This window comes from Synechococcus sp. JA-2-3B'a(2-13) (assembly GCF_000013225.1).
Classification (GTDB): Bacteria; Cyanobacteriota; Cyanobacteriia; order Thermostichales; family Thermostichaceae; genus Thermostichus.
Map to the genome: position 1 here is coordinate 1,330,583 of NC_007776.1, position 21,716 is coordinate 1,352,298.

Below are 21,716 nucleotides of genomic sequence, written 5' to 3' on the forward strand. Positions count from 1 at the left end.
TGGATCCGCAAAGGGTAACCTGAAACCAAGGAAAGGCTGGAATACTGGGGCAAGCTCCTTTGGGTTTAGCTAAGTGCCTGATTTCTCCCGAAGCGGGACTGGAACTGCTATGAGTCGGTTTTCCCCTCATGAAGTGTATCTCCGGAGAATCCTCTTTCGTCTGGCCACTGCGGCTCCTCGTGGCATGACATTGATCGAGTTGCTGGTGGTCATCGTGATTGTCGGTACTCTCTGCGCGGTGGCCATTCCCAACCTGCTCAACCACATTCGCCGCTCCAGAGTTGCTGAAGCCCAAACAGCTTTGGCGACCATTGGCCGTGCTTCGGAAATCTTCCGCATGGACTTTACGGTTTATCCCTCCGGCTACGCCGATATTGAATTCGGAGGGATCCACGGGGATCGTTATCTGCAAGATCCCTGGCAAGCCTACAACTACCGTCTTCCCGAAGTTGTTCCTCCCACACCTGGCCCAAGCGGCATTCGTTGGATGACGGAGTCTCACACCTACACAGCTGCTGGTGGGAATCCCCTGCGCTGTGACATCGGCCTCGGGGATCGCCAGCAAGAGGTTCTGGTCTCTGGCTACGACCTGCACAACTCCTGCAACCTTTATCATTGACTTGCCTGGGCGAGATTTGGCGGCTTGAGGAGACGGGACTGGGCGGACTTGAACCGCCGACCTAGCGCTTAGGAGGCGCTTGCTCTATCCATCTGAGCTACAGCCCCTTGTCGAACATCCTACTGCTCTTAGCCCCCATCTCAGATTACAGCCCTTTTGCAGATGAGGTGATACCCGACCAGTTCTCATCATGACCCAACTGGGTCTGGCGTTATCGGTTGTGTTGTTGACATTGACCTGCTAGACATCTTCTGTGATGCTAAGAGGTGTTAAGCTAAGGACTTGGATCCCAAACCGAGGTCAGCCCTATGGAATCCCTTTCTGATCCCTTCGTCAATCCCCCCATTTACTCTGCCATCGCCTTATTCAGCTTTTTTGCTGTTATCTTTGGCATCATTTTCAAGGACAATTTGGAATACCAGGTGGCCCTTTGGCAGCTCAACCGGGATAGCCAAGCGCAAATTCGCTACCGCACTCCTGGGGTGATCCTCACCTACAGTCTCTGCTGCCTGTTTACCTCTGGGTTTGTGGCCGCGTGTCTGAACGTGTTTGGCCTGTCTATGGCCTTGGCCGCCTGCGTCGGTGGGATCCTAGTGTTGAGCACGGCAGGCTTGGTGTGGTGGCAGTTGGGATCCCTGATGGCTCTGTTGGCTGCCGGTGGATCCCAGGCCATCGATATTGACTCTTACGGAGCAGGGGCCATTTTGGATTCTGAGGCGGCAGCACCCCCCGAGGGAGAATAGGATCTTGGAGTAGTCTTACCCCATGCCCTGGTCTAGCTGGATCAGCTGGATCCAGAAGAGCGTGCCTACAGAGTAGAGAAAGCTTAAGAAGTTTCTGGCCAACTTGTTAAAACGAGAGAACAAGTGCCAGCTCAGCTTTTGAAAAACGCCTCTTTCTGTAAAAAATTACAAATCATAGTCATTCCAAACTAGGTTGTGTTGATCTTTCATTTGAGCCAAAAGAGAGCACTGACGAGATAGAGAAAACTCAAGAAGTTCCTGGCCAATTTGTCAAAACGAGAAAATAGATGCCGGTACTGCTTTAACTTATGAAAAAAGCATTCGATTAAATGCCTCTCTTTATACAGATGCTTGTCATAATGCCGCTGCGTCTTTCTATTCCTTTTAGGCGGAATAACCGCTTGAGCTTCCCCTATCTTCTCAATCAACTTATCCGCATCATATCCTTTATCCCCAATTACTTTGGTATCCTTTCTCTGCCAGCCCTCTATCAATTCTTCCCCTTGAGTAATATCGCTCTTTTCTCCGCCAGTTATTCTCAATTCCAGCGGATTTCCCAACCCATCTACACTCACATGAATCTTGGTGCTGTATCCGCCTCGGCTTCTCCCCAAAGCTTGCTCCCCTTTTTTCCGGCAGCACAGGAGTGCGCTCGAACCATGGTTGAATCAATAATGAGATGCTCTAAATCAGGGTCGTCAATAAAATACTTGAACATCCGTTCCCACACTCCAAAACGACTCCACCGGTGGAATCTTTGATAGATGGTGTACCATTTGCCATATCCTTCTGGGAGGTAGCGCCAAGGAGCACCGGAACGGGCTATCCAAAGAACTGCTTCAATAAACTGCTTGCAGTTTGCTTCTTTCCCAATGTTAACTCTCTCTTCTGTCTGTAAAAAAGCCAATATCTTCTGCCATTTGTTTTCATCTAAAAAAACCAACTTCATCCTCTTTCCTCTATAAATTATTCCCTCTATCCTAACATAAGATCAACACGACCTACGGGGGTGAGGCTGGATTCCATTACGTGATCGAGCTGCTCTGGGATGCCTGTAGCGGCTTGCTGGAATCCCTGGTTCCCGGGATCCAATGCCCGCCGTTGCCCCCCCGTGCTTGAGAGATTATTCGTCAGATCTGTATTCTTGATGAAACTTGACAGAATTCTTGATGAAACTTGACAGATAAGTCTGGACAACGGGATCCCTTTTGGCTAACTTTGTGGGCGGGATCAGAGTAGCTCCTGAACAGCTTTGGAAAGTTGGTTTTCTTGCGGTTTGGCCTTATAGCTGTATAGATTCGAGGGTTGTCTCTGACACCAAAGAGACGCTGGAGACAAGTGAGTTGACATTCGCAAATATCAAATATGTGGGAGGGTCACGATGGATGAGCTTTTACCAGGGCTGATTGCCGTTGCCCTTTACGCCTTCTTTAGCTACACCTTAATGGTGATTGGAGAGAAGCTAAACGTGCCGAATGCTTGGTTAGCTTGGATCCCGATTGCTAACATCTGGGTGATGTGTCGAGCTGCTGGTAAACCCGGCTGGTGGGTGATCCTCTTCTTCATTCCCCTAGTCAACTTGATCTTCGGTATCTGGGTGATCTTTGCCATTCCACCCCGCCTGAATAAATCCCGCTGGCTGGGTCTGCTGGTTTTCCTGCCTGTTTTGGGAGCTTTGCTCTACTCAGGCATTCTGGCCTTCACTTGAATTAGCCAGTCTTGCCTTGATACAAACTAAACAATCGAAAAAGTCTACCACTTGAGCAAGTTAAAGCTCTCCATATCGATAGTGGCGCGGTTGCGGTAGATCCCCAGCACGATGGCCAAGCCCACTGCGGCCTCGGCAGCCGCCACAGTGATGACAAACACCGAGAACACCTGGCCGCGAATCATCGCTGAATCGACAAAGTTGGAGAAAGCCATGAAGTTCAGGTTCACCGCATTGAGCATCAGCTCAATCGACATCAGGACGCGAATCGCATTGCGGCTGACGATCAGGCCGTAGATGCCAATACAAAAAAGAACCGCTGCCACCACCAAGAAAAACTGCAGTTGCAACATCGCGATAGGCTCCAGTAGATACGCAATGAGAAGGGCACTGGGAAAACTCTGGATTTTGTGATCGAGAGCAGGTAGCTTCAACGGGTGCTCACCAGCTCTGCCGGTCGTTCTGACTCTGATTCAAGCTGGGGTCGGGCCCGCTCCAGCAAGCTCAGATCCCCTTCTCCGGCTTGGGGAAGAACAAACTCCCGCCGCGCCAAGACAATGGCCCCAATCAACGCCATCAGCAGCAAAACAGAAGCCAGCTCAAAAGGCAGAAGATAATCGCTGAAGAAGTGGCCGCCGATCACCAACACACTGCTCAAAGGTTGGATCGGCTGCAGCGGCCAAGGGGTGTTCAAAGCCATCGCGGCTAGAAGGGCAAACAGACCCAAACAGACCACCGCCGTCACTCCGTTGCGCAGCCAGCCCAGCTTCAGAGGAGCAAAGTTGTAGCGCCGATTCACCAACATGATGGCAAACAGGATCAACACATTAACCGCGCCGACGTAGATCAGAACTTGGGCTGCGGCCACAAAATCGGCATTCAAGAGGAGATACAACCCGGCCATGCTCAGGAAAACGCCCCCGAGCAGAAAACCGGAATAGACAATGCTGGGGGCCCAAACCACGCCTAGCGCGAAGCCAATGGCCATCGCCGATAGCACCACAAACGTAACCAGTTGTACGCCTTCTCCGAGGGTCATGAGAGATCCGTCCTTAGCCAGTTTCTATTGCTGCTCCCTTACCACTGTACTGTCCTGGCGGATTTAAGAGAAGCCCGACTCCTTTTTCAGATCGATAGAGAAATCTCTAGAGTTGGGTCTCACCAACTGCCGCCCGCTCCGCCACCTCCGCTGCTGCCGCCACCGAAGTCTGAATCTCCACCGAAGTCTGAATCTGTGTCTGTGTCGCTGAGCTCGGGGATGACCACCTCTCGCTCGCTGCGGTACCCGCAGATAGGACAGCTCAGGATTTCCAGCTTCAAGCCGCTAGAGGAATAGGTGGCTTCCCTGAGAACCTGTGTGGTGAGGTCGAGGGTGAGGGCTTGGCACCGAGGGCAGTAAAGGTGTCGGGAGAGCGTGCCTTCGCGCACAACCACAGCTATTCCTTGACAGGTAGGACAAAACCAGCCGTAGTAGCGAGCTCTGCCGCGGCTCCTGGCCAGGCGATGCTCTTGGGGAAGGTACTTATCCAGAAGCTGGGGCTGGATTGGGCGCATGGGTCGACCACAGGCTTGACAGACCACTGGCTGAAAAGGGATCCCACGCTTCCGGCCCAAGGTGCCGTCAGTGGCCATAGCAGCCACAACCGGCAGAGCGAACCCCAGCCAGTTGCCGCTGGACAATCCTAGGAACACGCCAAGGCAGAGGGATCCCGAATAGAGGAAGAGACGAATGGGGTCGCTCTGAACCGAAGAGAGCACAGCACCTGTTCTTGGATCTCTGCGTGTCAGGGAGAGGACTTGTCTTCCCCCTCGCTCAGCCCTTAGAGAGACGGGCATGCGAGAGCGCTGCCACCCCAGTCCCAAAATGATGATCCCCAGCAGCAGCAGGATCCCTTCCACCAGGGAAGAATCAATGCCCTGGGCCACTGCCCCAGAAGAAGTTGCAATCGTTGAGGTGGTAACTCCAGAAGCTGCCGCAGGAACATTGGCAACGGGCTGGCCCTGCAACACCGAGGTCAACTGCCGCACCCCCGCCAGAGTGCCGCCATCGAAATCCCCATTGCGAAACCGAGGCAGGATCTGCTGGTCGATAATCTGCTGGACTCGGCTGTCGGGGAGGATAGCGACCAGGCCCCTGCCCGTTTCGATTTCCACCCGCCGATCCCCTACCGAGATGAGAAACAAAACCCCGTTGTTTTGGCCTGCCTTGCCGATCCCCCAGTAGTTAAATAGCTGCGTGGTGAAGTCTTTTGGTGTTGCATATCCCTGAGTATTCGGCACGGTAACCACTGCCATCTCGGCACTGGTGCGCTGCTCAAGCTGAGTGATAAGACGGTTGAGCTCGTTTTCGGTGCTGCTGCTGAGGATGTTGGCGGTATCGGAAACCCACCCTCCATACTGACGGCGGGGGTTGGGCACTTGTTCAAGGGTAATGGCCCAAGCGGGCTGCGGCAGCAGGAATACAACTAGCAAAACTGCCGCCCAAACTTTCGGCATGGCTTACCTGGCTGAGCGCTGCCTAGGTTCTAGCACAGCTGTCTCGGCTAGACTGGCAGTCCTTTTCCCAGGGAGAGAGGGAAGTTGGGGAACGGTTGAGACAAGCCGCTTCTTGTTGCTAGTAATTGTTAACAGCAACCGGCCCTCAGTCCGGCCAAGGGAGCCAGGCTTCTTCTTGCCATTCCACTTCAAAGCACTCCCGGGCGGCCTGGAGAAAATGTTCGATCAAAGCAGGGATCCCTGGCGCCGTGGGGCAAATGTCGTAGATACCAATCACCTGCGAGCCGGGCAGATACCGTTCCCACAGCTCTAGATTGGGTTGCAATAGGAGGGATCCCTGTTGCAGGATCCCCCAAGGTTGCCACAGTTGGGCGTTGCCCATCAGCTTTTTGCCCTGCCAGCTCAAGTCAGCACGGGTACGGGAGGCAAAGCAACTGGTCTTGTTGCGGTAGCCGGGATCCCGGTGGCTTCGGCCGTGAGCAAAAGCGGGCTCATCTATGGCAATGCCCAGCTCCGCCAACCCCTGCACCCAAAAGCGGCAACAGAAGTCGTACACCCAGGCCCGCTGCAAACTGGGCAACCTGGCTTGCAAGTAAGAAAGGGGCAACACCAAGCTGTAGGTCAGCTCTGCTGCATCCTCAGCCGCCTGATGGAGCACCGCCCTTCCCCCCGTGGGTCGGCGCACAATCGGGATCCCTGGCAGGGGATCTGGCCAAACCTGGTGCCGTCCCAGCGAGAGGGTAAGCTGATCCCAGCCATAAAAGCGCAGGCAGGGGTGAGGGTCATGGCGCAGCCGCTGCAGAAGCCAGGCATCCTGCTCCATTTGCCGGGCCCCAGAGGCCACGCGGTAGGGGAGCCAGTATCCCTGGGATCCCATCCTGGCAAAGCCAGACCTTAAACTTTGGGGAACTCCGCCTGGAGGGGCTCATCATATTCATCGGCCAAGCTGGCCACAATGGTGATGGCCCGGGAAATTTCGCCCGCTGTGATCCCTTCCAAGGTGCGGTAGTGGTTCAGCACCACCTGGTTGTTCCAGATGCAAAAGCGCGCCTCTAGGGTGTCGCTCCAATTCTTCTCCAGGAGCTTCTGCATCAGCTTGGCCGGTTCTGCCACCGGCAGAGAGAGAACGGGAGACCATACCAAAAGAGTGTCTTCTGGGGATTCGCCGCTCAGATGGACGAACACTTCTGCCGTGCCGTAGGTGAATTTCCAGGTGTGACCTTGCTCGTGGTTCTCGTAGGCGGCATCCTCCTTGAGGCTGGAAACCACCGCCGAGACAACCTCAACGTAGCGAACGGACTCTGGAAAAACCTCTGGCGAAGGGTTAAAGGTGCTCATGAGCGGCTCACTGTAGACCATGGTCTTCCCCCTATTCCCTATCCAACCACCTCAACTATACCGCTATACCGCCTAAGACTCCGACCTATCCGGTCATCGCTTTGGGATCCTCAACTCAGGCGAGAATGAAACCGTTGGCAATGGTTCACTAAGTGGCCGGACAGGTGAGGGCAAGCGATCCCCCCCGCCAACTGGAGAGAGAGCCTGTTCAAAAGTCTTTCGAAGAACCTGAGGGAAGCTCTATGGAATCTCCATCTCATCCCCCCCAGAAAGCCATCGGCATTCTTGGAGCCCTGCCCGAGGAAGTGGCCATGCTCACCGCAGCAATGGAAACCTGCTCCATCCATACCCATCTGGGGCGACAGTTCCACCAGGGATCCCTGGCGGGGCAACCGGTGGTGGTGGTACAAGGTGGGGTGGGCAAGGTGCGGGCGGCAACCACAGCGGCTTTGTTGGTGGCCCATTTCCCTTTGCAGGGGATCATTTTTACCGGTGTGGCCGGGGCCTTGGCCGATCACCTGCACATGGGAGATGTGGTGCTGGCCCATGCGGCGATCGAGCACGACTTCGGCACCGGGCGTCCAGAGGGCTTTGTTTTGGGGATCGACTTTATCCCAGAGCTGCGCCACCCACTGGCCGAGGCCGATAGCGCTCTCTACGACCTGATCGTGGCCCACCCCGAGCGGATCCCTCTCCACCCCCTACAAGGCCGGGATCCCGTCATTCATCAAGGCTTGGTGGCCACCGGCGATGTGTTTGTGGCCGACGCAGACCTACGCCGACAAATCCGAGAACGCACCGGCGCTTTGGTGGTGGAGATGGAGGGGGCAGCCGTGGTGCGAGTAGCGCAAGAAGCCGGGATCCCTTGTTTGCTGGTGCGCTCGGTCAGCGATGCAGGGGACGATACGGATTTCTTGAGCTTTTTTCAAACAGCAGCGCTCAACTCAGCAGCAGTTGTCCGCACCATCCTGCAAAACCTGCCCCCCTCCTTGCCTTAGCCCAAGTGCGCAGATCCCCTCCTCTAGCGCAAAAGACGCAAAAGAGGAGTTGGGCATGGTTGCGTTCGCGTCAGTTGTTCATCTCCCGCTCCAGCTTGGCCATCGAGATCTGGCTTTCCAGGCGGGAAATGCCTTCGCGAAGGGTTGCCACCTGTGCTTCAACTTCATCCAAAGATTTGCGAACCGCTTCTGCTGCGCTCATGTGCTGGTTGCGCCGAACCAAAGCCTCGCGGGCAAGGTCATCCTGGTTCTGTTGGCTGGCTTTCTCAGCCCTGACAAACCAATCTTCGGCCTTTTGCAAAATTTCGTCGTACCGCCGTTCCAGTTGCTTGCGACTGGCCAGGGTTGTGGTCAGGCTGCGCTGCAATTGTTTCAGATCCCGCTCCATCTGCCGGATGCTCACCCTCTGTCGGCTGGGCTTTCTCCACAGCACCTTGCTCAGACCCACCATCACCACCGCAGTAGCAATCCCCACACCCGCAGCTGCCGCCGGATTTTCACGAATCAAAGAACCATCCAAAACATTGACCCCCGCAAAGGCCGAGGTTTGCGTGGCCGTCTCCCGAAACTCCCAAGGCATCACCGGATTGCGTTGCTGCCAGAAGCCTAACCGCGCCGCTTGGGCCGCCTCTTGAGCTTCTAGGTAGCGTTGCCGATTGGCCCCGTGCAAAAAGCGCTCGTAAACCACCGCCTGACCCTGGCGCAACATCTCCAAATTCACCAAACCATCGGCGTTGTACACCTGGGCAATGTGAAGCCCTTCCGGTGTGACATAGAGGGTATCCACCTGCACCAGGGATCCCGTCGGGAGCAAGTTTTGCAGAGCCTCTTGGGATAGCCGCCCCCAGCGCCCTTGGGTCAGCTCCGGCGCATCCACATAGGCCAGACGGAAACGGGTTGGCCTGCCGTTCAAGTCCGCCCAGAAGGTATCCCCATCCACCACCGACCGCACCCGGGCCGTCCCGGAAGATTGTGCTGCCGCCGGAAGAACAAGCCAACTGCCCGAAAGGACAGCCACAGTCATCAGAAGGGAAGTTCTTGAGGTCATGGGGGTCACTCCTATTGTGCAGAACAAGAACAAAAGTTAAGAAATAATAAGATAGGGAAGTTTCGGGAACCAACCGGAATCCCAGAGCGTCCTTGGGGATTGCCGTGAGGCTGGCTGCTGCTCTTCCCTGGCAAAGGCAACAGAGCCAGCTGCTCCCTACGTCGGAAAAGCGAACCTCTCCCACGAAAAGCTGCGGCTCTCGAAGAGTCGGCTCGTGGGGTCGGCTTAATTTGGGTTAGAGTTTAGCTCACCTTTTGGGGCAACGTCACAGCCATAAGGCGCAATCTTTGTCCCCCGGATCAAATCACAGGCGCAAGCGATAGGGTTCCTCGTCGGGGAAGTCGGGCAGAGGAGGGGGCAGGATCTCGATCTCCCCCGTAGGCAGCGTTTGCAGCACGGTACCCAACTGGACCAGTTGTTCCAGGACGTACAGGCGGGTATCCCGGTCGGTGGTGGAGTTAAACACGCTCAGCCAAACATCGAATTGGGAACGGCGGCTGAGAGGACTGCGGGCGATGTTATCCCCCAACTGGCGAAATTCATCTCCAGGCAGGCCCACCTGCTCTCGCCAGGCAGCAGCTTGGTAGTAATCGGTGCGGCCCGCTTCCGCGTCCCCCAGAAACATAAAGTTAAGTAGAGCACGATCCACGTAGAGTCGCCAGGCGTCAGGGTTGTTTTGGGGGTTGAACTGCTGCAAGCCGCGATCCAAAATCTCGACGGCTTTTTCCGGCTGGCCGGCCCGATAGGCCAACACCAAACTAGAGAGCCGGTAGCCCAAGAGGAAATGGGGATCCAGCCGCAGCATGTGATCGAAGTAGTCGTAGGCCAGGCCATAGCCAGTCAGGGTGCGAGCCGGTGCATCCCCGTAGTACTGGATCAGCTCCAGCCACAGCCAGGAAGCCCCCAAGTTGCGGTAGCCCAGCCACCCCAGCGTATTGGCCAGGGCAATGTTGCGGTTTTTGCGGGCCTCGGCATTTTCCAATTCTCCCAGATTGATCCGCTCCAGCATCGGCAATTGCAGCCGCACCACCAGGATCCCAAACAGAAACGCTCCCCCAACGGCGGCCAGAGTGCCTGCCAGGGAGAAGCGAGAGCGGCGACGGGGCAGGGAAGCAGCAGTCATGGCAAGTTCTTCGCGGATCCCTGAGGCTGTCGCGACCAGGGCTACACTCAATCATAAATTGAACCGTTGAGCCTTTCCCCTGCCTATGGCCAGCTCTGCCCTCTCCGCTTCGGAACGAGCCTTGAGCCTTTACGAGGCTCTGCCCTACCCTAATGTGCCCCTCTCGCAGACGGCCCGCAACGCCCTGCCGGAGATGTTCAAGATGAGCTATACCACGGCTCAGTACCTGCGCACCCATACCATCGTCCCGCCAGAGGGCAAGGTGTTGTTGAATGCCGGCTGTGGCTCCGGCTGGGAAACGTTGATGATGGCCGAGGCCAATCCAGGGGCCCAGATTGTTGCCTGTGATCTGTCTCCGGCTTCGGTCAAGCTTACCGAGGAACGCCTGCGCCACCACGGCTTCGCAGATGCCGAGTTTTATGTCCTCAATCTGCTGGAGCTGGAGCGTCTGGGGATCCAGTTTGATTTCATTAGCCTCAATGATGTTTTGTATTTGCTGGAGGATCCCACCGAGGGCCTGCGGGCCATGAAAAATGTCCTCAAGCCCGATGGCATCATCCGGGCCAATCTCCACAGCCGCTACCAACGGCAGGTGTTTTTCCGCCTGCAAGAGGGGTTGCAAAAGGTGGGGCAATTTGACGTTCCGCCAGCAGTAGGGGCCAAGAATGTGCGGGAGTTCATGGGATCCCTGCGAGAAGAAGTGGCCCAGGCGGTGCTCTGGAACCCGGCCAACTATGCCGAAGATGCGGCCATTATGAATAATTACCTACTCTCCAACGACAAAGGGTTCACGATCCCCGACCTGTTTCGCATGTTGCAGCAGGCGGGGTTGAGCTTTTTGAGCTTGGTGGATAGGCCCGACTGGTCGGTGGAGTCTTTGTTTAAAGAGGTGCCTGAGTTTGTGCGGCAGCGGTTGGCAACCCTCAGCATCATGGAGCGGCTGCATCTGTATGAACTCCTTCGCCCTGTCCATCGCCTCATCGACTTTTGGGCGGAGCATGCCGGCTCTTCGCCGGTGCTGCCTTGGAGTGACGAAGATTGGCTGTCGGGATCCGTACAATTCAATCCCCTGTTGATGGACAACCCCCGCTTTCGCCAGGAGTACAGCAAAGCCCTGCAAGAGAAGCGGCCCTACGAAATGCAGTGGACAGGGGCCACCCACGGGCGGATCAGCATCCCTGCCGAGAACGTGAGCTGGTTGGCGCCACTGCTTCAAGGACCAACGCCGGTTCGAGAGCTGATTCAACAGGCCGTCCAGTTGGGATCCCCAGATGAAGAACGAACAACCGCTGAGGTGCTGACCTTCCTAACCAACCTAGAAGACTTTCTTTTTTTGATGCTGCAATAGGCAGCTGATACATTTACGCTGAACACTGCTGAACATCACTGTTCAACTATGCAGCGATAGCATTCTGTTTGTTTCCAAACAGAATGGCGGTATCCCGCAAAGCTTTGAGTAGAATACCCAAAGCGCAGTTTCCGTGTCGTCTTACTACCAATTTTCTGCTTTGCTTTGGCTACCATGTTGGCAGACTCGAAAGTAAACAGAAAGATCAACTGGTAGTAATCCGTACTGAACACATTATACATTATTTTCAGTATAGTTGAGCTTATTATTGACTAGAGTCATGCTCCCCAAGTTCTGGCTGCCCATACCTGTCTGTTGTTTGTAACCTATGAGTCAGATGTCTGCCCGGTCGGGATCTTACTGGCGCGCAACCCTGACGCGGTGGTTCCCACAGCCTCTGGATCGCTGGGTTGCCCGGATTACCCTCTGCAACCTGGCCATCGGGGTGATCCTGGTGGTGTTGGGCAACCACACAGCTCCTTACGTGCGGGACTTTAACTGGCAACAGCAACGGGTGGGGGCGCAAGAAGTGCAGATGGTGCTCACCTTCAACCGCCCGATGGATCCCGTCAGTGTTGAAGAGCATTTGGAGATCCAGCCCCCTCTGCCAGGCCGAATGCGCAAGCTGGGTCGCCGCTTTTTTTGGACGCTGACAGAACCAGCCCCTTACGGCCAGACCTACCGGGTGCGCCTGCAGGCAGCCGTGGATGAACGGGGCCAGCCCATGGCCCAGCCCTTTGAGGGGGAATTCCGCACGCCGGATCGGCAGTTGCTGGGGATCAGCACCGAACCTGCCCAGCGAGGGCGACTGTTTCTGTTCAACCTGGAGACGGGAGCCGCTACTCTGCTGACTCCAGCTGGGGTCAAGGTAACCCAAATGCAGCCCAGTGCTGATGGCCGCTTCGTGTACTATTTCGCCACGGCCACCAACCTACAGCACCAGGATCTGTACCGGCTGGATCTGGAGGATCTGTCTTCGCGGTTGCTGCTGGATCATCAGGGTTACCAAAACCTGCGCTTCCAAGTCTCGCCGACGGGGGAACTGGTGGTGGCAGAGCGGATCCCGCTGCAACGGGATCCCATGGCTGCCGTCCAGACGGAGCTGTGGATCCAGAAAACGAGCCGGGATCCCTTTGAACGTCTAGAGCTGGATACGGCGGTGGGGGGAGATTTTTTCATCAGCCCCGATGAGAGCAGCCTGCTCATCTCGCAGGGACAGGGGGTGGGGATCGTACCCTTGCATCCACGGGCGGCAGCGGAGAGCTTTCTAGCCCAGTTCGGCCAAACCTTAGCCATCCGCCCCGATGGGGCTTTCGGGGCTTTGCTGCGCTTCAATCCCGACTACACCCGCAGCCTCTCCATCGTCAGCAATACCGGCAACAGCGAGGAGATTTTGAGAACCCAGGGATCCATCCTGAAAGGGGCTTTTTCCCCTCGGGCGCCCATCTTCTACGCCTTGGTCAGTGAGGTCTCTCACGTTAGCGGTGCGGAGCATTATTCTGTTGGCGAGGTCGCGATGGACTCCCCCAGCTACACCGAGTCGCCCCGCCTGCTGGCGATAACGCTCGGCACTGAAGCAGGCAACGCCATAGAGGTGGTTCGAGCCACCTATCCCGTCGATCTGGACTTCAGCATTTCCCCGGATGGACGCATGCTGGCCTACACGCTCTTGGAACCGTTCCCAGGGATCCCGGATCCCTCGGCTCCCCTTAGCCGTAGCGGGCAAGCCATCATGGCCTCGCAAGTGTGGTTGGTGGATTTGCAGGACGGGCTGCCCATTCCTGATGGACAAAGTGGTTCGCACCGCTGGCGGGAACGCCGCCTACCGCTGGGCAGCAGCGCCCTAGCCTGGATCCCCTAGAGCGGGAAAGCCACTTGGAGAACAAACCTGCCTAGAATCAAGACAGGGTGTGCGAGGAGAGGTGATATGCGGCTCATTGACGAGCAGGGGCGGCTTTTGGGAAAGGTCAGCCTCTTGGATCTGGGAGCTCTGGCAATTGTGGTGGTGGCCATTGTCGCCGTCTTGTTCTTTCCGGGTCGGCAGGCGGGCAGTGTCGTCCAGGTGGGAGGTGGCCCCACGCTGCCGGTGGAAGTGGACATGATTGTGCGCGGGGTCAGCAGCCGCTCTACGGAACCTTTTCAGGCGGGGCAGAAGGCTGACCTGATCATCCGCAACCAGCCCTACGGCCAGGTGGAGGTGGTGCGAGTGGAAAATGTCAGCCGCACGGTGCCGGTGGTTTTCCCCGATGGGCGGGTGCAGAACTTGCCCGATCCCGAAGCCTATCGCCTCGATCTGGTGTTTACCTTGCGAGGGCGCGGCCAGCGGACGGAGAATGGCATCGTCCTGGGCAACAATCGCGTCAAAATCGGTGTTCCCCTAGAGCTAGAGACCTTTGGCTACAACTTGCGCGGCACCGTGATGGACGTGCGGCTGCCGCAATCGTAGAGCATGACTCTAGTCAATAATAAGCTCAACTATACTGAAAATAATGTATAACATGTTCAGTACGGATTACTACCAGTTGATCTTTCTGTTTACTTTCGAGTCTGCCAACATGGTAGCCAAAGCAAAGCAGAAAATTGGTAGTAAGACGACACGGAAACTGCGCTTTGGGTATTCTACTCAAAGCTTTGCGGGATACCGCCATTCTGTTTGGAAACAAACAGAATGCTATCGCTGCATAGTTGAACAGTGATGTTCAGCAGTGTTCAGCGTAAATGTATCAGGATGTCAACCCCAATGCAGCTACAGGAAATTGCCCAAAAATTGGGGTGTGCCTACGAGGGGGATCCCACCCTGGAAATTCACAGCGTGGCCAGCCTGGCGGAGGCTCGCCCAGGGGAGCTGAGCTTTCTCAGCGAGGCCCGCTACCTACCTCTCTTGGAGCAAACCCAGGCCAGCGCCGTCATCGTGGAGGAAGGGCTGGCTTTGCCCTGTTCCATTGCCTGCTTGCGGGGCAGGGATCCCCGTCTGCTCTTTGCCCAGGCCATTGAGCTGTTCTACCAACCCTACCGCCTGCCCGTTGGCATCCACCCCACCGCTGTGATCGATCCCAGCGTCGAGCTGGGGGAGGGGGTGGCCATCGGGCCGCACGCAGTGGTGATGGAGGGAGTGAAAATTGGCGACCACACCCAAATTCACCCCAATGTCACCATCTATCCCCACGTGCGGATTGGATCCCGGTGTCAGCTTTTCGCCAACTGCGTTATTCACGAGCGCACGGAGATTGGGGATGATTGCCTCATCCACAGCGGCGCTGTCATTGGCGACGACGGCTTTGGCCACATTCCTCTGGCAGATGGCTCCTGGCGGCGCATGCTGCAGGCGGGCCGAGTGGTGCTGGAAGACAACGTGGAGGTAGGCAGCAACACCACCATTGACCGGGCCGCCGTTGGCGAGACCCGTATTGGCCGCGGCACCAAGATCGACAATCTGGTGCAAATTGGCCACGGCGTGCGCACCGGATCCCACTGCCTGATCGTGGCTCAGGTGGGCATTGCCGGCAGCACCCAGTTGGGCCACCACGTCATCTTGGCCGGGCAATGCGGCCTGGCTGGGCACCTGCATATTGGCGATGGCGTACGCGTGGCTGCCCAGACAGGAGTAACCAGCGACGTCCCCGCCGGTCAAACGGTGGCCGGCTACCCCCACCAACCCATTGCCGAATGGCGCAAGAGCATGGCCGTCCAGCGGCACTTGCCTGAGCTGCAACGTACCTTGCGCAAGCTGGAAGCTCGTGTGGCCAAGCTGGAACAGAACAGCACGGATAGAGCCCCCAACGCAAAAATGCTCGAAGTGGGCGTCGATCCTGAAACTACATGCTCTAGCTAGAACCTCCTTTGTCAACTTCCCCAGTGGCCTTAGCTACTGACTGGGAGAACTTTTGACCGAAGAGGTTCTATTGAAACGTCATGAAGGATATACCTTCTACTCAAGTAGCAAAGAGTACCTCTATGTGTGTGAACTATGTTTCCCTTGTACAAAACATGGGTAGGGCATAGGATCTGGTCTATTAATCGTCTATCTTCTTCAGAGTGAAACTCTAGGTATATTATCTTAATGTCGACTAGAATTTCGAACAAATCCTTTAATACTTGGGTCTCACTACCTTCAGCATCTATCTTGAGAATATCGATGTTGTAAGCGCCAGCACTCTTTAGAAATGAGCCTAGGAATGAGCTTGCCTTTACAAGCTGTACAACTCTTGGAAAGTCACCATGTTGGTTCTTGTGTATCGAACTACAAAGGGACGATACAAGACTACTGTAGAAAGTCTTGGTGATATCATCACTGTACAGCCCAAAAGGGTATACAGTGCAGCCGCCTATCTCTAGGCTGTTTAGCTTCAGCAAGTGAAGAGCTACAGGGTCAGGCTCGAAGCAAAGAATAGTAGCATTTGGATAAAGCATTCGAAAGTAGGCGCTTGCGATGCCTATGTTTGCTCCTACATCAACAATTATTGATACGCCATCGACGAAGTTTAAAAAAGGATATGACTGCTTACTAAAGATTTCGTCAGTCGTGAATAGCGCTGCGTCTTCTTCCTCCCTATAAAAATTGAGATGTAGTGTCCAAGAAGATCCATCCGCTCTATTCACGCCCAAGGGAACTCTTTCAACGTTCGCTAACTTTGTTGCGTTCGAGAACACCAATTGATTTTGTTCATCAAGGACAAAAACAAATTTTAAGTAGGGCAGGAGTCGAGAAGTAAGATGGCTGTTGGATCTGGCAATCAGAACATCCCAAGTCGCAGTACCTAAGTGGCTGGACTCTTCCTCCCAGACATGTACTCTGGAAACGACCCTCTCGTCCTTGGGAAGCTCAGACACTGGGAACCCGGCCTCAACATAGACTTCTAGTCTCGGCAGATCCAGGAGATCTGCCACAACTGCTACTGGGCAGTCTTTGCTAACCAGTACCTTAAGTTGCTCCTCTACACGGTGTAACTCCTGAACAGGTTCGTAGATAGCAAGGCGTGTATTGACAAGATCTCTGTAGGCAGTGCTAATGAAAAATCTGGGATCGGACTTAGCTGCGTAAAAGTTGGGTAGCTCTCCCTTGAAAACCCAATTCATCAGATCGGCTATCCGATGCTTGGGATGCCAGTCCACAAGAAACTTTTCATAAGCTCTTTTAGCTATCTCTAGAGCCAGCCCTGGATTTTCTAGGTAAAACTTGATTTTCTCAACTAGCTCCAGCTCAGAACTATAGACGTCGCAGTATAAGCCGGGGCTCAGATACTCATCAAAGCCGGATGCAAAGGAGAGCTTGTCTGTCAGCAAAAAGCCACCCGCAGAAATCACTTCCAGGTTCCTAAGGTTCAGATCCCCATTCAGGCTGCAGTTAAACGAAATCAGCGATTCGGCAAATAGGCGGGCTGCCTCTTGACGGTTGGCAGTTTTGGCAAGAATGGGCAAGTGTGCCCTCTTTATGGCTTCGACCAGACGGGAACGTCTGGGATGCCCGGATCCCTGATGGCCAATAAAGACAACTTGGCTTTCTCTTGCTTCTACCCACTTGTGGACAACCGTATGCATGAAGATGAGAGGTAGCCAGGCCAGGTTTTCCGCGCCCGCCGCGGCAAACCAGTGCAGGTGCTGGCGGTTGTGAGCAGTAACAACATAATCAAAGGCTTCAACGCCCCAGTAGGCCAAAAGATGTTGGATGGGGAAGTGGCGATGATGCGTATCTCCGGCTAGTAAGACGGTTGGACAGCCAAATTTTTTCGTGTTGAAGGGGTTGCTGTAGTCGCAGCTGGAAGCTAGTACAATCACCAAGTCAAACTCTTTATCCACAATCTGCTCAGACTGCTGGACAAAGTCATAGAGGTCATAATCTCCTTCCGGACACTCCACCAAGCCTTCACGACGGTTGACATAGCCTAGTCCACAGCCCCCCACTCTTTTTTTGGGACAGACAGTTACTTGCCGATCTGAAAGCTGCGGCGGTGGGATGTAGTCTGGCGCAACTGGCCAGCTCAGGAGAACTCGCGGTTGCAGAGTTTCTTTGTTGGAATTTTCCATAGCTCGTCCTTCTAATCAGTGCTGCTGACAAAGTGTAACTTCTGCCCAGGCTACAAAGAGGGCTAGTTTTGCACTATCCTGCCCTACGTGCATCCATAATGGCAAAGTCAGGAGCCAAGTGCTGATTATACCTACACACCTACCAAGTTAGACGGTGCATTCGCGGAAAGCTGGCAGCGCAAGTGCCAAATGGACTCACTCATCTGCGTTACCCAAGCCTGGTCGCAGCAGCGCCCCAGCTGCTTTGCTGGCAACAATGAGATGGGGGAAGGTTTCCAGACATTGAGGCCGCGTGGGTTTGCTGGGCCACTGCTTCTGGGGAATTGGTGCCCACCGAGGCCGAACTGGAGCGGCAAAGGGCTGAGCAAGAGCGACAGCGAGCAGAGCGCCTGGCCCAGAAGCTGCGGGAGCTGGGGGTGGATCCCGATACCTTGTAAGGGTAAAGAGAGGAGAACTGGCAATGAGTGACATACTCCCGACCCCGACTGCTGGCAGTACGGAGCGGGCTTCTCGCTTCATCGGGGAGCCTACGCAAGAACCCTCCACGAGCAGACACGGAATGTCCTACCGCGTAGTTGCACCAGATTCCGGCAAAAGCCGTTTTGTGCAACTACTCCTATCATACACCATGTGGGGGTATCTGTATCCCGGCACTGACCCTACGGGTACAGTGCGGGGCTTAGCTACCCCCACACCCCCATAAGCTAACCCGAACCCAATTACTGAGGTGCTGGATCCGGTTTATCTACCCGAGTTGCCCCCCACCCAAGACGAGCTCCCCTACGACGACGGCGAACCTATGGAAAGCTGGCGGCACAGGTGCCAGATGGACTTGCTCATCTCCACTACCCAAACCTGGTTGCAGCAGCGCCCTGATGGCTTTGTCGGTGGCAATATGTTTCTCTACTACAGCTTGGAGCAGACCAGCGGCCGCAATTTCAAAGGGCCGGATTATTTTGTGGTGTTGGGCGTGCCTAAAGGCGAGCGCAAAAGCTGGGTGATTTGGGAGCAGGGCAAAGGGCCGGACGTGGTGATTGAGCTTGTTTTTCCCAGCACTGCCCAGGAGGACAAGACAAGCAAAAAGCAACTTTATGAGCAGATTATCCGGGTGCCGGAGTACTTTTGGTTTGACCCGTTTGATCCAGAAGACTGGGCGGGGTTTCGGCTGAGGGGCGACCGCTATGAGCCGATTAAAGAGGATGCCGAGGGTTGCTTGCCGAGCGAGGTTTTGGGATTGTACCTAGTGAAGTGGGAGGGCAGGTTTCGGGACATCGAGGCCACCTGGATTCGCTGGGCCACTGCTGCTGGGGAACTGGTACCCACCGAGGCCGAACTGGAGCGGCAAAGGGCTGAGCAGGCCGAACAACGGGCAGGGCGCCTGGCCCGGAAGCTACGAGAGCTAGGGGTAGATCCAGACGCCCTGTAGACAGCCAAGTAACTCAAGACAACAGATGGATCCCTAGGAGGCCAACAGCAACACAGGTAGCTTTTGAATAGCAGGCCGTAATCCCTTGGGAAAGCGCTCCCGCTTCAAGAGATAGCGATAGTTGAGTTGGGGAATAAGTCTCTCCCATTGATAGGGGTTCAAGCCAGCTACCACTGAACAGAACGGCTCTCTACTGAGCTCTAACCCCTCTTCCATGAGCCTGAGAGCTATGTTGCCTGCAGCTATCTCCAGAGTTTGATTGGCCAGTTGCGGATCCGGATCCCCTAGGAAGATCAGAGCATAGTCTTCTGGCTGAGGACTGCGCAGAATTGGCTCCAGCAAGCCCTCCAGTTCTTGGATAAGCTGCTCTGTCTCCATTTCCCAGTAGGGGAAAAGGCCCACGTTGATCTTGCTCAGGCGGATCCCTTGTGGTTTGGAGGTTTCTGTTAGGCTATCTCTCATCACTACCAGGTTTTCTGAAGGACTCAGCCAAACTCCTGAGTAATCGACACTATGGAGCTGAAAAAAGGCTCTGATTTCCTGCTCGAAGTCATGAACAGCTTTGCAACATCCTTGCCAGTCGTGGTAGTCATCAACTTGGATAAACCCCCTGGGGTTAACTTGATGGTAGAGATGACGGAAAATATCCATCGTCGACTGATACCAGTCTGCATCTGCATGCAGCAAGGCAATCTCGCTCACCTGCTCTCGATAAACAGGCAAGGTGTCAGCAAAAAGCCCTGGCACAGGAACAATGAGATCCCAGACCCCTAGTTCCCTGGCAATCACCTCTAAGTTCTCCGAAATGGGTGCCGCTAAAGCACCGGATCCACAACCCGTATCGTTGGCAGCAACTCCTCGATAATCTCGATCCACCTCTGTTGGATCAGGCATACCTGAGAAGGTATCGAAAGCATATAGCTTGCGAGGTCGACGGCTGTAGTTCTTAATCACCCAGGCCAGCAAAGCTGAGCTTCCACCCCTGCAAACACCACATTCTACAAAGTTCCCAGGAATGTCTTCTTCACAAACCTGCTTAGCCAGTGAATAAAGGCTCCAAAGACGCTCAAAGCCCAGCAAGGTAAAAAATTTAACTTTCTCTAGCACCCTAGACAACTCAAGGTTACAGACCGGATAGTCCTTGAGGTGCTCTGGCAATGTCCAATTCACAGCAGGGTCTGGAATATGCTCAACGGGCTTGACATTGCCTCGCCAGGCCACTCCCATAATTTGCATGGTCTGGTAAATCATCGTGTTCCAGCCCCTGTCTCTCAAGTAATTCAAACCTTCAGCCACATCCGGCGAGGCTAGATTATGAAACAGAATCAAGGCATCCTCAGCAGCATAGCGCTCTGCCACTTGAGCATCCTGCAAGGGGGCTGGTGAGTCATGATTCCCATCGATGAAAATCAGAGACCAGCGACAATCCTCTTGCTGGGCAATCTCCTCCACCTTCCCTGGGCTGTAGCCAGGGTAGAGATTGACATTAGAGCGAACTCCAGCCGAGCGAAGAGATTGATCCACACTTCCATAAATCTGGGGATCGGCCAGAGCAGGATCTACCACATCGAGAATAACTCCTCCTGCCGCCAGGTGCGCAGTTGACCAACCTAACCAACACCCAATCTCCAAAGCGTTTTTTCCTTGTAGCTTAAGGGCAGTGTTATAAAGAATGTGGGCTTCATCTCGACTGACAAAGCCAATACCAGGCTTGCGTTGATCTGCGTACCAAAGATGTGGAACTTCTTTCCGTAGATAAGGCCAGGGGTGAGAGCTTGGCTCGGCCGCAATCATTAAAGGAAAGCTATGGTCAAGATGTATTCTTCTGAGGCTAGCCGCTACGTAGTCGTACCTCCTAGCTGGGTTAGCTACTGGGCCTGGATACCGAAGGCTGACTTCAACCTTAAAGCCCTCAGTTGTAAGTGCAATGTGAGTTGGTGCTAGCTTAGCATCACCTGCAAGATGCATGATCCCTATTGGATTGTGGGGTGGAAAACAATCTACCCAGAGCTTCCTTTGTGGATCCCATAGAGGCAGTTTTTGGTGGCAAGCCCAATGACAGTGTGAAGGCAGTAGTTCAACAATATCTATTCCACAATCCCTATAGATCGTCGCATTTAGAGCGTGCTGCTCTCCGTAGTAAGGCTTATCAAGGCCTCTAAAAACGCGAGATAGATTTGAAATACATTGACCTAGTCTATACTTCCATCTTGACCAAACGAAAGAGTCACTGCGTCCAGAGATTGCACCGGTGTTTAGGACTGGCATCAGGTGCAGGTTGCTATGCTCTGGAGTGCAGTCCGTGAGATGGAAGTAGTCCCAGTATTTTGCAAAAAGAAAACTTACGTGAAGAGAAACCGAAGGAGTAAAGAGAGTATTTAACGGCTCAATAGCGATTGCAAAGCCTTTGTGCCTAGCTCCTAGGATAAAAAGCTCGATTGCAGACCAATCTTGTACCCAGGTATCTGCATCAAGCCAGATGTAAACTTCATAGCCTGGAAAGTAATCAGCAATGAAAGGTCTACACAACTGCGCCTTAAGATAGCCGGGCTGCCTATCAATATCAGGAATGTCATAAGTCCACCCTGGCTCAACGATATAATCAACATGCTGACTTATCCACTTTAGCTGCTCGGGTGTACAACCCACATCGAGAAACGCAATATCTACAGAGCTTCCCTGCGGCTTCTCTCGTATAGAGAGAATAGTCCCCTGAACTAACTCAAAAAACTTGCTGTCAGCACCTGTAACGATGATAGTTGAGTTCATAGCTCCTAATTTTCCTCCAACAACAATCTTAGCCATCAGGAAGAAAAAACAAGGGCATGCCCCCAGGCAGAAAGTA

General features: G+C 54.5%; 19 protein-coding genes and 1 tRNA gene. 9 read left to right on the top strand and 11 right to left on the bottom strand.

Translation table 11 applies throughout. The features are described 5' to 3' along the window. The first annotated feature begins 184 nt into the window (after window positions 1–184). A complete protein-coding gene (locus CYB_RS14060) occupies window positions 185–619 on the top strand; it encodes a type IV pilin protein (RefSeq protein ID WP_049749571.1) in 435 nt (144 codons plus the stop codon). A 33-nt stretch (window positions 620–652) separates the two neighbouring features. Here the strand turns inward: CYB_RS14060 and CYB_RS06050 are convergent. Beyond that, window positions 653–726 (bottom strand) — tRNA-Arg (locus CYB_RS06050). Window positions 727–927: 201 nt separating this feature from the next. On the opposite strand from CYB_RS06050, the gene CYB_RS06055 reads away from it, so the two are divergent. Then, window positions 928–1,362, top strand: coding sequence for a hypothetical protein (locus CYB_RS06055; RefSeq protein ID WP_011432900.1), 435 nt, complete (start codon window positions 928–930; stop codon window positions 1,360–1,362). A 206-nt stretch (window positions 1,363–1,568) separates the two neighbouring features. On the opposite strand, the gene CYB_RS14515 is transcribed toward CYB_RS06055, so the two are convergent. Then, window positions 1,569–2,311, bottom strand: a protein-coding gene (locus CYB_RS14515; protein ID WP_076611515.1) for an IS5-like element ISSoc13 family transposase whose coding sequence is annotated in 2 segments (ribosomal slippage) — window positions 1,569–1,993 and window positions 1,993–2,311 — 744 coding nt in all. Because the reading frame shifts where the segments join, the coding sequence is not laid out codon by codon here. 432 nt (window positions 2,312–2,743) lie between these two features. On the opposite strand from CYB_RS14515, the gene CYB_RS06070 reads away from it, so the two are divergent. After that, a complete protein-coding gene (locus CYB_RS06070; RefSeq protein WP_011432901.1) occupies window positions 2,744–3,070 on the top strand; it encodes a DUF5684 domain-containing protein in 327 nt (108 codons plus the stop codon). A 44-nt stretch (window positions 3,071–3,114) separates the two neighbouring features. Here CYB_RS06070 and nuoK read toward each other — a convergent pair whose 3' ends face one another. From nuoK to CYB_RS06095, 5 genes are all read right to left on the bottom strand, one after another. Next, complete coding sequence (nuoK, locus tag CYB_RS06075) at window positions 3,115–3,420, bottom strand: NADH-quinone oxidoreductase subunit NuoK (protein WP_041437244.1); 306 nt, start codon at window positions 3,418–3,420, stop codon at window positions 3,115–3,117. Between the two features lie 80 nt (window positions 3,421–3,500). Continuing rightward, complete coding sequence (locus CYB_RS06080; protein ID WP_011432903.1) at window positions 3,501–4,109, bottom strand: NADH-quinone oxidoreductase subunit J; 609 nt, start codon at window positions 4,107–4,109, stop codon at window positions 3,501–3,503. A 119-nt stretch (window positions 4,110–4,228) separates the two neighbouring features. After that, window positions 4,229–5,566, bottom strand: a complete 1,338-nt coding sequence (locus tag CYB_RS06085) for a TPM domain-containing protein (RefSeq protein ID WP_238376936.1) — start codon at window positions 5,564–5,566, stop codon at window positions 4,229–4,231. A gap of 145 nt (window positions 5,567–5,711) precedes the next feature. Further along, on the bottom strand, window positions 5,712–6,443 hold the full coding sequence (locus tag CYB_RS06090; protein ID WP_011432905.1) for a lipoyl protein ligase domain-containing protein: 732 nt from the start codon (window positions 6,441–6,443) through the stop codon (window positions 5,712–5,714). A gap of 17 nt (window positions 6,444–6,460) precedes the next feature. Beyond that, a complete protein-coding gene (locus CYB_RS06095) occupies window positions 6,461–6,925 on the bottom strand; it encodes a YbjN domain-containing protein (RefSeq protein ID WP_011432906.1) in 465 nt (154 codons plus the stop codon). Between the two features lie 221 nt (window positions 6,926–7,146). On the opposite strand from CYB_RS06095, the gene CYB_RS06100 reads away from it, so the two are divergent. Beyond that, on the top strand, window positions 7,147–7,902 hold the full coding sequence (locus CYB_RS06100) for a 5'-methylthioadenosine/adenosylhomocysteine nucleosidase (protein WP_011432907.1): 756 nt from the start codon (window positions 7,147–7,149) through the stop codon (window positions 7,900–7,902). 70 nt (window positions 7,903–7,972) lie between these two features. On the opposite strand, the gene CYB_RS06105 is transcribed toward CYB_RS06100, so the two are convergent. Beyond that, a complete protein-coding gene (locus CYB_RS06105) occupies window positions 7,973–8,926 on the bottom strand; it encodes a PspA/IM30 family protein (RefSeq protein ID WP_238376937.1) in 954 nt (317 codons plus the stop codon). 328 nt (window positions 8,927–9,254) lie between these two features. Continuing rightward, window positions 9,255–10,073 carry a hypothetical protein gene (locus CYB_RS06110; protein WP_071818156.1) on the bottom strand — a complete coding sequence of 273 codons (819 nt, stop codon included), beginning with the start codon at window positions 10,071–10,073 and terminating at the stop codon, window positions 9,255–9,257. An 85-nt stretch (window positions 10,074–10,158) separates the two neighbouring features. Between CYB_RS06110 and CYB_RS06115 the strand changes: the two genes are divergently transcribed. From CYB_RS06115 to lpxD, 4 genes are all read left to right on the top strand, one after another. Next, a complete protein-coding gene (locus tag CYB_RS06115; RefSeq protein WP_011432910.1) occupies window positions 10,159–11,421 on the top strand; it encodes a class I SAM-dependent methyltransferase in 1,263 nt (420 codons plus the stop codon). Between the two features lie 337 nt (window positions 11,422–11,758). After that, a complete protein-coding gene (locus CYB_RS06120) occupies window positions 11,759–13,282 on the top strand; it encodes a hypothetical protein (protein WP_049749631.1) in 1,524 nt (507 codons plus the stop codon). A gap of 66 nt (window positions 13,283–13,348) precedes the next feature. Then, window positions 13,349–13,867 (top strand): DUF4330 domain-containing protein, encoded by a 519-nt coding sequence (locus tag CYB_RS06125; RefSeq protein ID WP_011432912.1) that lies wholly within the window; start codon window positions 13,349–13,351, stop codon window positions 13,865–13,867. Window positions 13,868–14,149: 282 nt separating this feature from the next. Further along, window positions 14,150–15,253 (top strand): UDP-3-O-(3-hydroxymyristoyl)glucosamine N-acyltransferase, encoded by a 1,104-nt coding sequence (lpxD, locus tag CYB_RS06130; protein ID WP_238376938.1) that lies wholly within the window; start codon window positions 14,150–14,152, stop codon window positions 15,251–15,253. A gap of 29 nt (window positions 15,254–15,282) precedes the next feature. Here lpxD and CYB_RS06135 read toward each other — a convergent pair whose 3' ends face one another. Next, the gene (locus CYB_RS06135; protein WP_011432914.1) at window positions 15,283–17,445 is read right to left on the bottom strand and encodes an FkbM family methyltransferase; all 2,163 of its coding nucleotides are present in this window, start codon (window positions 17,443–17,445) and stop codon (window positions 15,283–15,285) included. 727 nt (window positions 17,446–18,172) lie between these two features. On the opposite strand from CYB_RS06135, the gene CYB_RS06140 reads away from it, so the two are divergent. Then, window positions 18,173–18,871 (top strand): Uma2 family endonuclease, encoded by a 699-nt coding sequence (locus CYB_RS06140; RefSeq protein WP_011432916.1) that lies wholly within the window; start codon window positions 18,173–18,175, stop codon window positions 18,869–18,871. Between the two features lie 33 nt (window positions 18,872–18,904). Here CYB_RS06140 and CYB_RS06145 read toward each other — a convergent pair whose 3' ends face one another. Beyond that, entirely contained in the window at window positions 18,905–21,640 is a 2,736-nt protein-coding gene (locus tag CYB_RS06145; protein ID WP_011432917.1) for a TylF/MycF/NovP-related O-methyltransferase, read from the bottom strand. Window positions 21,641–21,716 lie beyond the last annotated feature (76 nt).

What these genes read in the sequence shown, in the direction of transcription:
- CYB_RS14060 (WP_049749571.1), top strand. Translation starts at nt 185, where the DNA reads ATGACATTGATCGAGTTGCTGGTGGTCATCGTGATTGTCGGTACTCTC.
- CYB_RS06055 (WP_011432900.1), top strand. Translation starts at nt 928, where the DNA reads ATGGAATCCCTTTCTGATCCCTTCGTCAATCCCCCCATTTACTCTGCC.
- CYB_RS06070 (WP_011432901.1), top strand. Translation starts at nt 2,744, where the DNA reads ATGGATGAGCTTTTACCAGGGCTGATTGCCGTTGCCCTTTACGCCTTC.
- CYB_RS06080 (WP_011432903.1), bottom strand. Translation starts at nt 4,109, where the DNA reads ATGACCCTCGGAGAAGGCGTACAACTGGTTACGTTTGTGGTGCTATCG.
- CYB_RS06085 (WP_238376936.1), bottom strand. Translation starts at nt 5,566, where the DNA reads ATGCCGAAAGTTTGGGCGGCAGTTTTGCTAGTTGTATTCCTGCTGCCG.
- CYB_RS06090 (WP_011432905.1), bottom strand. Translation starts at nt 6,443, where the DNA reads ATGGGATCCCAGGGATACTGGCTCCCCTACCGCGTGGCCTCTGGGGCC.
- CYB_RS06095 (WP_011432906.1), bottom strand. Translation starts at nt 6,925, where the DNA reads ATGGTCTACAGTGAGCCGCTCATGAGCACCTTTAACCCTTCGCCAGAG.
- CYB_RS06100 (WP_011432907.1), top strand. Translation starts at nt 7,147, where the DNA reads ATGGAATCTCCATCTCATCCCCCCCAGAAAGCCATCGGCATTCTTGGA.
- CYB_RS06105 (WP_238376937.1), bottom strand. Translation starts at nt 8,926, where the DNA reads ATGACTGTGGCTGTCCTTTCGGGCAGTTGGCTTGTTCTTCCGGCGGCA.
- CYB_RS06110 (WP_071818156.1), bottom strand. Translation starts at nt 10,073, where the DNA reads ATGACTGCTGCTTCCCTGCCCCGTCGCCGCTCTCGCTTCTCCCTGGCA.
- CYB_RS06115 (WP_011432910.1), top strand. Translation starts at nt 10,159, where the DNA reads ATGGCCAGCTCTGCCCTCTCCGCTTCGGAACGAGCCTTGAGCCTTTAC.
- CYB_RS06120 (WP_049749631.1), top strand. Translation starts at nt 11,759, where the DNA reads ATGTCTGCCCGGTCGGGATCTTACTGGCGCGCAACCCTGACGCGGTGG.
- CYB_RS06125 (WP_011432912.1), top strand. Translation starts at nt 13,349, where the DNA reads ATGCGGCTCATTGACGAGCAGGGGCGGCTTTTGGGAAAGGTCAGCCTC.
- lpxD (WP_238376938.1), top strand. Translation starts at nt 14,150, where the DNA reads ATGTCAACCCCAATGCAGCTACAGGAAATTGCCCAAAAATTGGGGTGT.
- CYB_RS06135 (WP_011432914.1), bottom strand. Translation starts at nt 17,445, where the DNA reads ATGGAAAATTCCAACAAAGAAACTCTGCAACCGCGAGTTCTCCTGAGC.
- CYB_RS06145 (WP_011432917.1), bottom strand. Translation starts at nt 21,640, where the DNA reads ATGAACTCAACTATCATCGTTACAGGTGCTGACAGCAAGTTTTTTGAG.